We start from the raw sequence: 13,962 nt of genomic DNA on the forward strand, positions 1-13,962 counted from the left end.
TTCTGCTGGAAACCCCGCCGCCCATGAGTGGACGCTACGCCCTGTTCCGTTGGCCCCAGGCCCTGTCGAGCCTGCCGGGTTTCCCCGAGTCGTTGCCGCAACGCTGGAACCTGGCGCCGGGCGCCCAGGTGCTGTTCGTGCACCAGCCCGAGGGCGAGCTGCAGGCGGCGGCCGGGCGCTGGGGGCTGACGCCGGCCTGGCTCGATGACTTCAGCAAGGCGCCGGCCCACGCGCGCGCCGAGACGCTGGCCGAGCAGCCGATGTTTCGCGAGGCCTTTCGTCAGCGTCGCTGCCTGCTGCCGGCCAATGGTTTCTATGAGTGGCGTGGCCAGGCCAACCGCAAACGGCCGTACTGGATGAGCAGCGAGGGGCTGCTGTACCTGGCCGGGATCTGGGAGGCCTACCCGACCGCCGGGCAGACCTACCTGAGCGTGGCGATGATCACCGCGCCGGCCAGTTACCTGCGCCGGCCGATCGTCCTCGACCAGGCGGCGACGCGCGCCTGGCTCGCCCCGCAGACCCCGGTCGAGGCACTGCAGGCCCTGCTGGAGGCGCCGCAACCAGCGCTGCGCGAGCGGGCCCTGAGCACGCTGATCAACGATCCCGCCTTCGAGGGGCCGGACTGCCTCACGCCGGCCTAGGCCGGAACCTCCTGGTACTCCGGCCGCTGCGCCAGTTCTTCCTTCAATAGCGCCACCAGCAGGCGCACCTTGGGCGACAGGTGCCGCTGTTGCGGGTACAGCGCCCACACGGCGGTGTGCGGTGGGCGCTGCTGCGGCAGCAGGTCGATCAGCGCGCCGCTGCGCAGGTGCGGCTGCACGTAGTAGTCCGGCAGCTGGCACAGGCCGAAGCCGCGCAGGGCGGCGTCGAGCACCGCTTCGCCGCTGTTGCAGCGCCAGTTGCCCTGCGCGCGCAGGCTGGTTTCCCGGCCGTCCTGCTGGAAGCTCCATTGATCGCTGCTGCCAATCAGGCAGTTGTGCCGGGCCAGCTCGGACAGCGAGTGCGGCCGGCCGTAGCGCGCCAGGTAGGCGGGGGCTGCGCACAGGTGCATCACCCTGGGTGCCAGGCGGGTGGCGACCAGCCGCGAGTCCTGCAGGCGACCGAGACGGATGGCCAGGTCGAAGCCGCCCTGCAGCAGGTCGAGGGGCTGGTTGTTCAGTTCGATCTCCACCCGCAGTTGCGGGTGACGCTCCATGAAGCTGTTCACCAGCGGCACCACGAAGCGCTCGCCGTAGGCCACGGCGCAGGTCATGCGCAGCAGGCCCTTGGGCTCGCCGGCCAGGTCGCCGATGGCGCGCAGGGCTTCCTCGCGGGCGTCCTGCAGGCGCTGGCAGTGCTGCAGAAAGGTCTGCCCGGCCTCGGTCAGCGCCACCTTGCGCGTGCTGCGGTAGAACAGGCGGGTCTGCAGGCGTTCCTCCAGGCGCGCGACCTGACGGCTGACCTGCGATGATGACAGCCCCAGGCGCTCGGCCGCGGCGGTGAACTGGCCGCACTCGGCCACCGCGACGAACTCGTCGAGACCTTCCCATCCGCTCATAGATTATCCCTGTGTGGCAATAATGTTTTGCTGTGGCTTGGATTATCCAGAAAAACGCGGGTGGCTACACTCTCCGGCACTTTTCATTCACCGGAGAATGTCCATGATCAAGTCCCGCGCCGCCGTCGCCTTTGGCCCCAACCAGCCGCTCAAGATCGTTGAAGTGGACGTGGCGCCGCCCAAGGCCGGTGAGGTGCTGGTGCGTATCGTCGCCACCGGCGTGTGCCACACCGATGCCTACACCCTGTCCGGCGCCGACTCCGAGGGCGTGTTCCCGGCCATTCTCGGCCATGAGGGCGGGGGCATCGTCGAGGCGGTGGGCGAGGGCGTGACCTCGGTGCAGGTGGGCGATCACGTGATCCCGCTGTACACGGCCGAATGCCGCGAGTGCAAGTTCTGCAAATCCGGCAAGACCAACCTGTGCCAGAAGGTGCGCGCCACCCAGGGCAAGGGCCTGATGCCGGACGGCACCACCCGCTTCAGCTACAACGGCGAGCCGATCTACCACTACATGGGTTGCTCGACCTTCTCCGAGTACACCGTGCTGCCGGAAATCTCCCTGGCGGTGATTCCCAAGGACGCTCCGCTGGAGAAGGTCTGCCTGCTCGGCTGCGGCGTGACCACCGGCATCGGCGCCGTGCTCAACACCGCCAAGGTGGAAGAGGGCGCCACGGTGGCGATCTTCGGCCTGGGCGGCATCGGCCTGGCGGCGATCATCGGCGCCAAGATGGCCAAGGCTTCGCGCATCATCGCCATCGACATCAACCCGGCCAAGTTCGACGTGGCCCGTGAGCTGGGTGCCACCGACTTCGTCAATCCGAAGGACCACGCCAAGCCGATCCAGGACGTCATTGTCGAGATGACCGATGGCGGCGTGGACTACAGCTTCGAGTGCGTCGGCAACGTGCAGCTGATGCGCGCGGCGCTGGAGTGCTGTCACAAGGGTTGGGGCGAGAGCGTGATCATCGGCGTGGCCGGTGCCGGCGAGGAGATCAGCACCCGTCCGTTCCAGCTGGTGACCGGGCGCGTCTGGCGTGGTTCGGCCTTCGGCGGCGTCAAGGGCCGCACCGAGCTGCCGAGCTATGTGGCGAAGTCGCAGAAGGGCGAGATTCCGCTGGATACCTTCATCACCCACACCATGGGCCTGGACGAGATCAACACCGCCTTCGACCTGATGCACGAAGGCAAGAGCATCCGTACCGTTATCCATTATTGATCCGTAGGGTGGATAACGCCGCCGCAAGGCGGCTTATCCACTTTCAGTGGTGGAAACGCTATGCGGTTTCCACGGGGCGGCCTCCCGCACTACGAGAGAGGAGTTTCACGTGACTCTGGAAATCGTTTCCAGCAACAAGAGTTTCGGCGGCTGGCACAAGCGCTACCGCCACCGCTCGACGGTGCTCAACTGCGACATGGTGTTCGCCGTGTACCTGCCGCCGCAGGTGGAGCAGGGCGCCAGGCTGCCGGTGCTGTACTGGCTGAGCGGCCTGACCTGCACCGACGAGAACTTCATGCAGAAGGCCGGCGCGCAGAAGCTGGCGGCCGAGCTGGGCCTGATCATCGTCGCGCCCGACACCAGCCCGCGTGGCGAGGGCGTGCCGGATGACCCGGACAAGGCCTGGGACTTCGGCCTGGGTGCCGGTTTCTACCTCAATGCCACCCAGGAGCCCTGGGCACGCCACTACCGCATGTATGACTACGTGGTGCAGGAGCTGCCGGCGCTGATCGAGGCGAACTTCCCGGTCAGCGACCAGCGCGGCATCGCCGGCCACTCCATGGGCGGTCACGGTGCGCTGATCTGTGCGCTGAAGAACCCCGGTCGCTACCAGTCGGTCTCGGCCTTCGCGCCGATCAGCAATCCGCTGCAGTGCCCCTGGGGCGAGAAGGCTTTCTCCCGTTACCTGGGCGAGGACCGTTCGCGCTGGCGCGAGTGGGATGCCTGCGCGCTGCTGGCCGAGGCAACGGAGCGGCTGCCGATCCTGGTCGACCAGGGCGACCGCGACGACTTCCTCGACGTCCAGCTCAGGCCGCAGGCGCTGCAGGCGGCGGCCAGCGCCGCCGGCCATCCGCTGACCCTGCGCCTGCAGCCGGGTTACGACCACAGCTACTACTTCATCGCCAGCTTCATCGACGACCACCTGCGCCATCATGCGGCAGCGCTGCTCGCCAGCGGCGGGTAGTCGGCATTTGCAGTCGGGGCGCCGGTCTGACTAACCTGAGTGCCCTCAGCCAGAGGAGCCTGTCATGCATCCCTTTGAAGCCAAGCAGCCTGAGCGATTGGCCATGCACCTGGGCTATGCCGGCCTGATTCCCTTCGTCAGCGGCGCGCTGGGCGTCTGGGGCGCGCCGAGCAGCTGGCGGCCTTTCGTGATGACCGCGCTGCTGGATTATGCGGCCGTGATCCTGGCCTTCATGGGGGCCATCCACTGGGGCCTGGCGATGCGTGCCCAGGCCAGCGACGAACGTGCCAGGCTGCAGTTGGGCCTGTCGGTAATCCCGGCGTTGCTGGGCTGGGTTGCCATCGCCAGCGGTATGTCCTTCGGACTGGCTCTACCGATCCTCCTTTTCGCCTTCGTGCTGCTCTACGTCGCCGACCTGCGTGCGACCAAGCTGGGCCTGGCGCCGCAATGGTATCCGGCGCTGCGCCGGCCCCTGACCCTGGTCGTCAGCATCAGCCTGCTGCTGGCCTGGGCCAGCCTGCTGCGTGCATGACAGTTGTCGTCTTGGGTGATCGATTGCGCAAGCCCATCGCCCGCCTGGGGTAGAATCGCCGCCTGATTTTCTTCGGGGCGTTTCTTTTATGCGTATCGGTCATGGCTACGACGTTCATCGCTTCGGCGAGGGCGATTTCATCACTCTCGGCGGCGTGCGCATTCCCCACAAGTTCGGCCTGGTGGCCCACTCCGATGGCGACGTGCTGCTGCATGCGCTCAGTGACGCCCTGCTCGGCGCCTGTGCCCTCGGCGACATCGGCAAGCACTTTCCCGACACCGACCCGACCTTCAAGGGCGCCGACAGCCGCGCGCTGCTCCGCCATGTGGTTGGCCTGGTGCAGGCCAAGGGCTATGTGGTCGGCAATGTCGACGCCACTATCGTCGCCCAGGCGCCGAAGATGGCGCCGCATATCGAGATCATGCGTGCACGCATCGCCGAGGACCTGCAGGTGGAGCTGGACGCCGTCAACGTCAAGGCCACCACCACCGAGAAACTGGGTTTCACAGGGCGCGAGGAAGGCATCGCGGTGCACGCCGTGGCGTTGCTGGTGAAGGCATGAACGAGCTTGAGCTGCTTGGGCCGCGCGCCCACGGCGAGGCCTGTGGTCAGGCCGTGCTCAAGGCCACTGCCGAGGATTTCCAGGTCGACGAGGTGCTCGACATTCCGCTGTCCGGCACGGGTGAGCACCTGTGGTTGTGGGTGGAGAAGCGCGGTCTCAACACCGAGGAAGTGGCGCGCCGCCTGGCCCGTGCGGCCGGGGTGGCGCAGCGCAACATCAGCTATGCCGGGCTGAAGGATCGTCAGGCGCTGACCCGCCAGTGGTTCAGCCTGCACCTGCCGGGCAAGGCCGATCCGGACCTGTCCGCCGCCGAGGGCGAGACCCTGGCCATCCTCAAGGCCGTGCGCCACTCGCGCAAACTGCAGCGCGGCGCCCATTCGGCCAACGGCTTCACCCTGCGCCTGACCGGCCTCAAGGCCGACCGCGCGGCGCTGGAGCAGCGCCTGCAGTGCCTCCGCGACCAGGGGGTGCCCAACTACTATGGCCTGCAGCGCTTCGGTTGGCAGGGCGGCAACGTGGCCGATGCCCGCGCTTTTGCCGAGCGCGGCGAGCTGCCGGAGCAGCGCAACACCCGCTCGCGTCTGCTCTCGGCGGCGCGCAGCTATCTGTTCAACCGTGCCCTGGCGGCGCGCGTGGCGGAGGGTAGCTGGAACCGCGCGCAGGTCGGCGACCTGCTGGCGTTCACCGACAGCCGCAGTTTCTTCATGGCCGGCGAAAGCGAGTGCAGCGATTCACGCCTGGCCATTCTCGACCTGCATCCGACCGGGCCGCTGTGGGGCGAGGGGGCTTCGCCTGCGGCGGGTGCGGCTCATGCCCAGGAGCAGGGCATCGCAGAGGCGGAGCCGGCGCTGGCGGCCTGGCTGGCGAAGGCGGGCATGGCGCACGAACGGCGTATCCTGCGCCTCCCCATCGCCGGTCTGACGTGGCATTATCCCGAGCCTGAGATAGTGCAACTGCAATTCGTCCTGCCGGCCGGATGCTTCGCCACCGCCGTGGTGCGCGAATTGGTCGATCTGCTGCCGGCAGGGCAGACGGACTCTCCATGCGAATTCTGATCTCCAACGACGACGGGGTAATGGCGCCCGGTATCGCCGCGCTGCACGACGCACTGGCCGACTACGCCGAGTGCCTGGTCATCGCGCCGAGCGAAGACAAGAGCGGTGCCAGCAGCTCGCTGACCCTGGACCGGCCGCTGCATCCGGCGACCCTGCCCAACGGTTTCGTCGCGCTCAACGGCACGCCGACCGACTGTGTGCACCTGGGCCTCAATGCGCTGCTCGACCCGCTGCCGGACATGGTGGTGTCGGGCATCAACCTGGGCGCCAACCTGGGTGACGACGTGCTCTATTCCGGTACCGTGGCCGCCGCCCTGGAAGGGCGCTTCCTGAGCAAGCCGGCGTTCGCCTTTTCGCTGGTGTCGCGGCAGACGACCAACTTGCCGACGGCGGCCTACTTCGCCCGCAAGCTGGTCGAGGCGCATGACAAGCTCGACCTGCCGCCGCGCACCGTGCTCAACGTCAACGTGCCCAACCTGCCGCTGGAACACATCCGCGGCGTGCAACTAACCCGCCTGGGGCATCGCGCGCGCGCTGCCGCACCGGTCAAGCAGGTCAACCCGCGCGGCAAGGAGGGCTACTGGATCTCCGTTTCCGGCGATGCCGAAGATGGCGGCCCGGGTACCGATTTCCACGCGGTGATGCAGGGCTACGTCTCCATTACCCCGTTGCAGCTGGACCGCACCTTCCACGAGGCCTTCGCCGGTCTCGATGGCTGGTTGGAGGGGCTGCTCTGATGCGCGGTCAGGATCATCTGCAGCGCCAGGGGGTCGGCATGACCTCGCAGCGCACCCGCGAGCGTCTGATCGAGCGGCTGTACGAGGAGGGGCTGTCCAATCCCCATGTGCTGGAGGTGATCCGCCGCACGCCGCGTCATCTGTTCGTGGACGAAGCGCTGGCCCACCGTGCCTACGAAGATACGGCGCTGCCGATCGGCCACAACCAGACGATTTCGCAGCCTTACATCGTTGGCCGCATGACCGAACTGCTGTTGGCCGGCGGCCCGCTGGACAAGGTGCTGGAGATCGGCACTGGTTCCGGCTACCAGACCGCCGTGCTGGCGCAGCTGGTGGAGCGGGTGTTCTCGGTGGAGCGCATCCAGTCGCTGCAGGACCGCGCCAAGGAACGCCTGGCCGAACTCAAGCTGCGCAATGTGGTGTTCCGCTGGGGCGATGGCTGGGAAGGCTGGAATGCGTTGGGGCCCTACAACGGCATCATCGTGACCGCGGCGGCCAGCGAAGTGCCGCAGGCCCTGCTGGACCAGCTGGCCATCGGTGGTCGTCTGGTGATTCCGGTGGGCGCCGGCGAAACCCAGGAGCTGCTGCTGATCGTTCGCGAAGAAGACGGCTACTCCCGCCACGTGCTCGACCTGGTGCGCTTCGTGCCGCTGCTCAATGGGCCGCTGGCCTGACCTGAACCGCTACGGAAAGCTGTATGAGAAATCCCCTCCTGTTGTTCGCCAAGGGCATGGCCATGGGCGCCGCCGATGTTGTGCCGGGCGTGTCCGGCGGCACGGTTGCCTTTATCAGCGGCATCTATGACGAGTTGCTGCGCTCCATCGCCAGCGTGCCCGAAGCGGCACTGCAATTGCTGCGGGGGCGCGTGGTCAAGGCCTGGCAAATGGCCAACGCGACTTTCCTGCTGGTGCTGCTGGCCGGCATTCTGACCAGCGTGTTCAGTCTGGCGCGGTTGATCACCTGGCTGCTGGATACGCATCCAATCCCCGTCTGGTCGTTCTTCTTCGGCCTTATTCTGGTTTCCAGCTATCTGGTGGCGCGTGAGATCGGGCGCTGGAACTGGACTCGCGCGCTCAGCTTCGTACTGGGTGTGGCATTCGCCTGGTGGATTACCGTTGCCTCTCCGGTCGAGTGGGGGCATGACCCGCTCAGTCTGTTTCTGGCTGGCGCCATCGCTATCTGCGCAATGATTCTGCCGGGTATCTCCGGCAGTTTCCTGCTGGTGCTGATGGGCTTGTATGGCGTGGTGCTGGGGGCGGTAAAGAACTTCGATGTCGCCGTGCTGGCGGTATTCGCGGCGGGATGTCTCGTCGGTTTGCTCAGCTTTGCCCGTCTGCTCAGTTGGCTCCTGGCGCATTTTCGTGACCTCACCCTGGCCTTCCTCACGGGCCTGATGCTGGGCTCCTTGAACAAGGTCTGGCCCTGGAAGCAGACCCTGACCTGGCGTACCGACAGTCATGGCCTGCAGGTGCCGGTGTTGCAGGAAAATCTTCTGCCCCTGCAGTTCGCCCAACAGAGTGGCCAGGATGCCCAGCTGCTGCTTGCAATCCTGCTCGCGATGGCGGGCGTGGTACTTGTGCTGGGGCTGGAGTGGCTGGCCGGGCGCAAGCAACTCACGGCTGGTGCCGGCGAATAAATCCGGCACAATGCGCGCACCAACTCAAGCAGCAGCGATACGGGAGCACGGGGTGATTCTCACACAGCAGCGCAAGCACCAGGCTTTGGCCGTGATGGTATCTGTCGCATTGCTGGCGGGCTGCAGCAGCAAGTCGTCGAATACCGTGCAGGTGGTCGACCGTACCCATGGCGGCACCCAGGCGGCCCGTCCACCTCAAGCCACCAGCGGGCAATACAAGGTGCAGCGTGGTGACACCCTGTATTCGATTGCCTTCCGCTTTGGCTGGGACTGGAAGGCCCTGGCGGCACGCAACAATATTCCCGCGCCCTACACCATCCGCCCGGGGCAGCTGATCCGCTTTGATCTGTCGCCCTCCGGCGCTGCGCCGGTGGTGGTGCAGCAGAGCAAACCGCCGGTTTCTGCGCCGCCTGCCACAAGGCCGCCCCTGCAAAACCAGCCGCCGGCCAAGACGCCTACGCCGCCGACCACACAGTCTCAGCCTCCCGTAGTGGCCGCGGGTGGTAGCGCAACTGCCGGCAAGGTGCAGCCCGTGCAGCGTTCGGCGCAGGGCTGGGCCTGGCCCGCCAATGGCATGCTGATCGGCAAATTCTCGTCAAACGGGAGTTTGAATAAAGGAATTGATATCGCCGGAGAATTGGGCCAGCCTGTTTTGGCTGCGGCTGATGGTGCCGTCGTGTACGCCGGAAGTGGTTTAAGGGGCTACGGCGAACTGGTAATCATCAAACACAGCGATGCCTACGTAAGCGCCTACGGACATAACCGCAGGCTGCTGGTGCGGGAGGGACAGCAGGTCAAAGTCGGACAGCATATCGCCGAAATGGGATCCACGGGTGCCGATCGGGTGAAGCTCCATTTTGAGATTCGCCGCCAAGGTAAACCGGTAGACCCCCTGCAATATCTGCCTCGCCGCTGACTCTGCCGCCAACCTGTTCCACGCGTGGGAGGAGCGGGCTTTGGTGTGCCAAGGAGTCATCCAGCAATTCATCAGGTGCGCAATGATCGGCAGCAGGCCAGACTTCAACTGGCTTGGGGGGCCGGTTCTCCCTGATGCAAAACTGGATTGGGTGCCGCCAAGGCTTGTTGTCGAACTCAGCACAGGACAACAACAATGGCACTCAGCAAAGAAGCGCCGGAGTTTGACGTAGACGATGAGGTTCTCCTGATGGAGCCCGGCATCGTCCTGGATGAACTGACAGAGGAAGCCGAGCTGTCCCTCTCCAGCGCCAAATCCAAGAACTCGACCACTACTCTCAAACAGCACAAGTACATCGACTACACCCGGGCGCTCGATGCGACCCAGCTGTATCTCAACGAGATTGGTTTTTCCCCACTGCTCACCCCACAGGAAGAAGTCCATTTCGCGCGCCTGGCGCAGAAGGGCGACCCTGCCGGGCGCAAGCGCATGATTGAAAGCAACCTGCGCCTGGTGGTGAAGATCGCCCGCCGCTACGTCAATCGCGGCCTATCGCTGCTCGACCTGATCGAGGAAGGCAACCTCGGGTTGATCCGCGCCGTGGAGAAGTTCGACCCGGAGCGCGGCTTCCGTTTCTCCACCTACGCCACCTGGTGGATTCGTCAGACCATCGAACGGGCCATCATGAACCAGACCCGTACGATCCGTCTGCCGATCCATGTCGTGAAGGAGCTGAACGTCTACCTGCGAGCGGCCCGCGAGCTGACCCAGAAGCTGGATCACGAGCCCTCTGCCGAGGAGATCGCCAACCTGCTGGAGAAGCCAGTCGACGAGGTCAAGCGCATGCTGGGTCTCAACGAGCGTGTTACTTCGGTGGATGTGTCGCTTGGTCCGGATTCGGACAAGACGCTGCTCGACACCCTGACCGATGATCGTCCCACCGACCCATGCGATTTGCTGCAGGATGACGATCTTTCGCAGAGCATCGATCAGTGGCTGTCCGAGCTGACCGATAAGCAGCGCGAAGTGGTGGTGCGGCGTTTCGGCCTGCGCGGCCACGAGAGCTGCACCCTGGAGGAGGTCGGCCAGGAAATCGGTCTTACCCGCGAGCGGGTGCGGCAGATCCAGGTCGAGGCCCTCAAGCGACTGCGTGAAATCCTGGAGAAGAACGGTCTGTCCAGCGATGCGCTGTTCCAGTAGCAGCTGCGGCAGACGCGGAGCCCGGCACTAGCCGGGCTTTTTATTGGCAGTTCGTGTAAGCCATTGCCTACATGGTCGTAGGAGATTTCACGAGAATGGCATCGGTAGCGAGCTGTTATTCGGCGGAGAGTTTTTTAACTTATTGATTAGTAAGGATATTAAATTTAAAGGTAGACGCTTTGGGTAAGGCTTGCAGGCAGAGGACGGCCTTGTTCGGCGGCGGTGAAACGCTACTATGAAGCCGTGCCTAGGGAGAAGGCACGGTCGCCAGGACGGTGACCAGGGAGCCACTGCAGGATGCAGTTCATCAGGATGATGAAAGGATTCTCAGGGAGTAGGGAAGAAAGAGCGGGCGGTTAATCACCGCCCCTTTTTTTGCCCGCAGGAAAGCCAGAAACGAAAAGGCCCGCAGATGCGGGCCTTTTGCGTGGTGGGCGCTTAGCGCTCCAGATGCTGCAGCTTGTCCTTCACGCCATCCCATTCCTCGGCGTCCGCCAGGGCATCCTTACGCTCGGTGATGTTCGGCCAGACTTCCGCCAGTTCGGCGTTCAGTTCGATGAACTCCTGCATGTTCTCCGGCACCTCGTCCTCGGAGAAGATCGCCTGGGCCGGGCATTCCGGCTCGCACAGGGCGCAGTCGATGCACTCGTCCGGGTGGATCACCAGGAAGTTCGGGCCTTCGTAGAAGCAGTCCACCGGGCAGACTTCCACGCAGTCGGTGTATTTGCACTTGATGCAGTTGTCGGTGACGACGAAGGTCATGCTGATTGTCTCCTCGGGCGGCGGCCTGATTCCCGTCTGTGCGGGGCTTGCAGGCGCTCGATAGTGGCCGCGGCTCAGGCTGTAAACCGGGCAGTCGTAAAATTGCGCGCGATTCTATCAGCTTGAGCGCGTCGGCGTTAGATGCGCGTCTTCCATGTATATAACAGCTCCAGAGCACGGCGCGGGGTCAGATCATCGGGATTGATCTTGCCCAATTCCTCCAGCACCGGATGCGGCAGGGCGGCGAACATATCGCTCTGCAGGGGCGCGGCTACTTGTCCCGGCTCGCTGCGGGGCGCCTCGTGCGGCAGGCTGGTGGTCTCCAGGCGGGCCAGATGTTCGCGGGCGCGCTGGATCACCGGGCCAGGTACGCCGGCCAGCTGCGCCACGGCCAGGCCGTAGCTCTGGCTAGCCGGGCCGGGCAGTACGTGATGCAGGAACACGATGCGTTCGTTGTGCTCGGTGGCGTTCAGATGCACGTTGGCCACCACCGGCTCGCTCTCCGGCAGCACGGTCAGCTCGAAATAGTGGGTGGCGAACAGGGTCCAGGCACGCAGCTTGGCCAGATGCTCGGCGGCCGACCAGGCCAGCGACAGGCCGTCGAAGGTGCTGGTGCCGCGGCCTACCTCGTCCATCAGTACCAGGCTGCGGTCGGTGGCGTTGTGCAGGATATTGGCGGTCTCGCTCATCTCCACCATGAAGGTCGAGCGGCCGCCGGCCAGGTCGTCGGAAGAGCCTATACGGGTGAAGATGCGGTCCACCAGCGACAGTTCGCAGGCGGCGGCTGGCACGAAACTGCCGATATGGGCGAGCAGCACGATCAGCGCGGTCTGGCGCATGTAGGTGGATTTACCGCCCATGTTCGGGCCGGTAATGATCAGCATGCGGGTGTTGTCGTCCAGTCCCAGGTCGTTGGCGACAAAGGGTGTTTCCAGCACCTGCTCGACCACCGGGTGGCGACCCTGGTCGATGCGCAGGCAGGGCTCCTCGACGAAGCGCGGGCGGTTCAGGTCGAGGTTCAGCGCGCGTTCCGCCAGGTTGGCCAGCACGTCCAGTTCGGCCAGGGCGCTGGCGGTGTCCTGTAACGGGGCGAGTTGGGCGATGAGCAGTTCCAGCAGCTCCTCGTACAGCTGTTTCTCACGGGCCAGGGCGCGGCTTTTGGCCGACAGCGCCTTGTCCTCGAAGGTCTTCAGTTCCGGCGTGATGAAGCGCTCGGCGCCCTTGAGGGTCTGCCGGCGGATGTAGTCGGCTGGGGCCGACTCGGCCTGCTTGCTGGGCAGCTCGATGAAGTAGCCGTGCACCCGGTTGTAGCCGACCTTGAGGTTGGCCAGGCCGGTACGCTCCTTCTCGCGTGCCTCCAGGTCCATCAGGTACTGGCCGGCGTTCTCGCTGATCGATTGCAGCTCATCCAGCTCGGCGTCGTAGCCGGTCTTGAGTACGCCGCCGTCGCGGATCACCGCTGGCGGGTTGTCGATGATGGCGCGGGCCAGCAGATCGGCCAGCTCCGGGTAGGTGCGGATATTCACCGCCAGCTCGGCCAGGTGCGGGGCATCCAGCTGGGTCATCGCGCTCTGCAACTGCGGCAGTGCGGCGAGGGCGTCGCGCAGGCGTGCCAGGTCGCGCGGGCGGGCGTTGCGCAGGCCGATGCGGGCGAGGATGCGCTCGACGTCGCCGATGTCCTTGAGCTGTGGCTGCAGCAGTTCGAAGCGGTAGCGGTCGAGCAGGCAGGCGATGGCCTCCTGGCGCGCCTCCAGCACCTTGCGATCACGCAGCGGACGGTTCAGCCAGCGAGTCAGCAGGCGCGAGCCCATGGCGGTCTGGCAGCGGTCCACCACCGACTGCAGGGTGTTGTCGCGGCCGCCGGCGAGGTTGATGTCCAGCTCCAGGTTGCGGCGGCTGGCGCCGTCGAGGATGACGGTGTCGTCCAGGCGTTCGTGGTGCAGGCTACGCAGGTGCGGCAGGGCAGTGCGCTGGGTCTCCTTGGCGTACACCAGCAGACAGCCGGCGGCGCCGATGGCCAGGGTCAGGCCCTCGCAGCCGAAGCCCTTGAGATCCTGCACGCCGAATTGCTGGCACAGGCTCTTGCGCGCGCTGTCACGTTCGAAGTCCCAGGGTGCGCGACGACGCACGCCACGACGCTTCTCGATCGGCAGACCCTGCGGCCAGTCGTCGGGGATCAGCAGCTCGGCAGGGCTCAGGCGCTCCAGCTCGGCCAGAAGGTTTTCCCAGCCTTTCAGCTCCTGCACGCTGAAGCGGCCGCTGGTGATGTCCAACATGGCCAGGCCGAACAGCTTCTCGTCGCCAAGGATGGCGCCGATCAGGTTGTCGCGGCGCTCGTCGAGGAAGGCCTCGTCGCTGATGGTGCCGGGGGTGATGATACGCACCACCTGGCGCTCCACCGGCCCCTTGCTGGTGGCCGGATCGCCAATCTGCTCGCAGATCGCCACCGCCTCGCCGAACTTCACCAGGCGCGCTAGATAGCCCTCGGCCGAGTGGAATGGAATGCCGGCCATGGGAATTGCCTGGCCGGCCGATTGGCCGCGGGCGGTGAGGGTGATGTCGAGCAGTGCTGCGGCTTTCTTGGCGTCCTCGTAGAACAGCTCGTAGAAGTCGCCCATGCGGTAGAACATCAGCATGTCCGGATGCTGGTTCTTCAGCTTCCAGTACTGCTGCATCATTGGTGTGTGGGCTGACAAATCGCTCATGCTGTTCGGTCCGGCTGAAATCGCAAAAGCGCCTAGTTTAGGGTCTGTTGAGGTCTCGGCGCGACCGCGACGAAGCCAGTTTTTGCGCGGGGCTAGGTGCGAGACGCGAAATCTTGTCGTCCAAATGAGTCGTCGAGCAA

14 protein-coding genes are annotated in these 13,962 nt (G+C 65.3%); 11 read left to right on the top strand and 3 right to left on the bottom strand.

Annotation, left to right across the window (positions count from 1 at the left end; all coding sequences use genetic code 11):
* Nucleotides 1-23: 23 nt before the first annotated feature.
* Nucleotides 24-641: an SOS response-associated peptidase gene (locus ACOAPY_RS06020; protein WP_465155602.1), complete on the top strand. Its 618-nt coding sequence runs from the start codon at nucleotides 24-26 to the stop codon at nucleotides 639-641.
* On the opposite strand, the gene ACOAPY_RS06025 is transcribed toward ACOAPY_RS06020, so the two are convergent.
* On the bottom strand, nucleotides 638-1,537 hold the full coding sequence (locus tag ACOAPY_RS06025; RefSeq protein ID WP_465155604.1) for a LysR substrate-binding domain-containing protein: 900 nt from the start codon (nucleotides 1,535-1,537) through the stop codon (nucleotides 638-640). The two genes, ACOAPY_RS06020 and ACOAPY_RS06025, sit on opposite strands and share 4 nt — an antisense overlap.
* A gap of 103 nt (nucleotides 1,538-1,640) precedes the next feature.
* Between ACOAPY_RS06025 and ACOAPY_RS06030 the strand changes: the two genes are divergently transcribed.
* The 10 genes from ACOAPY_RS06030 (at nucleotide 1,641) to rpoS (ending at nucleotide 10,355) form a co-directional block, all read left to right on the top strand.
* Nucleotides 1,641-2,753, top strand: coding sequence for an S-(hydroxymethyl)glutathione dehydrogenase/class III alcohol dehydrogenase (locus ACOAPY_RS06030; protein WP_330099798.1), 1,113 nt, complete (start codon nucleotides 1,641-1,643; stop codon nucleotides 2,751-2,753).
* Between the two features lie 109 nt (nucleotides 2,754-2,862).
* Nucleotides 2,863-3,717, top strand: a complete 855-nt coding sequence (gene fghA / locus ACOAPY_RS06035; protein WP_465155606.1) for an S-formylglutathione hydrolase — start codon at nucleotides 2,863-2,865, stop codon at nucleotides 3,715-3,717.
* Between the two features lie 64 nt (nucleotides 3,718-3,781).
* Nucleotides 3,782-4,249, top strand: a complete 468-nt coding sequence (locus tag ACOAPY_RS06040) for a DUF3429 domain-containing protein (RefSeq protein WP_465155608.1) — start codon at nucleotides 3,782-3,784, stop codon at nucleotides 4,247-4,249.
* An 88-nt stretch (nucleotides 4,250-4,337) separates the two neighbouring features.
* Nucleotides 4,338-4,811: a 2-C-methyl-D-erythritol 2,4-cyclodiphosphate synthase gene (gene ispF, locus ACOAPY_RS06045; RefSeq protein ID WP_465155610.1), complete on the top strand. Its 474-nt coding sequence runs from the start codon at nucleotides 4,338-4,340 to the stop codon at nucleotides 4,809-4,811.
* Entirely contained in the window at nucleotides 4,808-5,866 is a 1,059-nt protein-coding gene (truD, locus tag ACOAPY_RS06050) for a tRNA pseudouridine(13) synthase TruD (RefSeq protein WP_465155613.1), read from the top strand. Before ispF ends, truD begins: the two co-directional genes overlap by 4 nt.
* Nucleotides 5,854-6,603, top strand: coding sequence for a 5'/3'-nucleotidase SurE (gene surE / locus ACOAPY_RS06055; protein ID WP_021702265.1), 750 nt, complete (start codon nucleotides 5,854-5,856; stop codon nucleotides 6,601-6,603). The genes truD and surE overlap by 13 nt, the downstream gene beginning before the upstream one ends.
* Nucleotides 6,604-6,641: 38 nt before the next feature.
* Nucleotides 6,642-7,277 carry a protein-L-isoaspartate(D-aspartate) O-methyltransferase gene (locus ACOAPY_RS06060; RefSeq protein ID WP_175613969.1) on the top strand — a complete coding sequence of 212 codons (636 nt, stop codon included), beginning with the start codon at nucleotides 6,642-6,644 and terminating at the stop codon, nucleotides 7,275-7,277.
* Between the two features lie 23 nt (nucleotides 7,278-7,300).
* Nucleotides 7,301-8,239, top strand: coding sequence for a polyprenyl-phosphate transporter (locus ACOAPY_RS06065; RefSeq protein WP_374324348.1), 939 nt, complete (start codon nucleotides 7,301-7,303; stop codon nucleotides 8,237-8,239).
* Between the two features lie 94 nt (nucleotides 8,240-8,333).
* Entirely contained in the window at nucleotides 8,334-9,155 is an 822-nt protein-coding gene (locus tag ACOAPY_RS06070) for a peptidoglycan DD-metalloendopeptidase family protein (protein ID WP_465156726.1), read from the top strand.
* Between the two features lie 195 nt (nucleotides 9,156-9,350).
* On the top strand, nucleotides 9,351-10,355 hold the full coding sequence (gene rpoS, locus ACOAPY_RS06075; protein WP_076427820.1) for an RNA polymerase sigma factor RpoS: 1,005 nt from the start codon (nucleotides 9,351-9,353) through the stop codon (nucleotides 10,353-10,355).
* A gap of 438 nt (nucleotides 10,356-10,793) precedes the next feature.
* On the opposite strand, the gene fdxA is transcribed toward rpoS, so the two are convergent.
* Nucleotides 10,794-11,117: a ferredoxin FdxA gene (fdxA, locus tag ACOAPY_RS06080; protein ID WP_021702261.1), complete on the bottom strand. Its 324-nt coding sequence runs from the start codon at nucleotides 11,115-11,117 to the stop codon at nucleotides 10,794-10,796.
* A 137-nt stretch (nucleotides 11,118-11,254) separates the two neighbouring features.
* The gene (gene mutS, locus ACOAPY_RS06085; RefSeq protein ID WP_465155615.1) at nucleotides 11,255-13,822 is read right to left on the bottom strand and encodes a DNA mismatch repair protein MutS; all 2,568 of its coding nucleotides are present in this window, start codon (nucleotides 13,820-13,822) and stop codon (nucleotides 11,255-11,257) included.
* Between the last annotated feature and the right edge of the window lie 140 nt (nucleotides 13,823-13,962).

The sequence above is a fragment of the Pseudomonas stagnisoli genome, from assembly GCF_048595745.1.
GTDB classification, from domain to species: domain Bacteria; phylum Pseudomonadota; class Gammaproteobacteria; order Pseudomonadales; family Pseudomonadaceae; genus Aquipseudomonas; species Aquipseudomonas alcaligenes_A.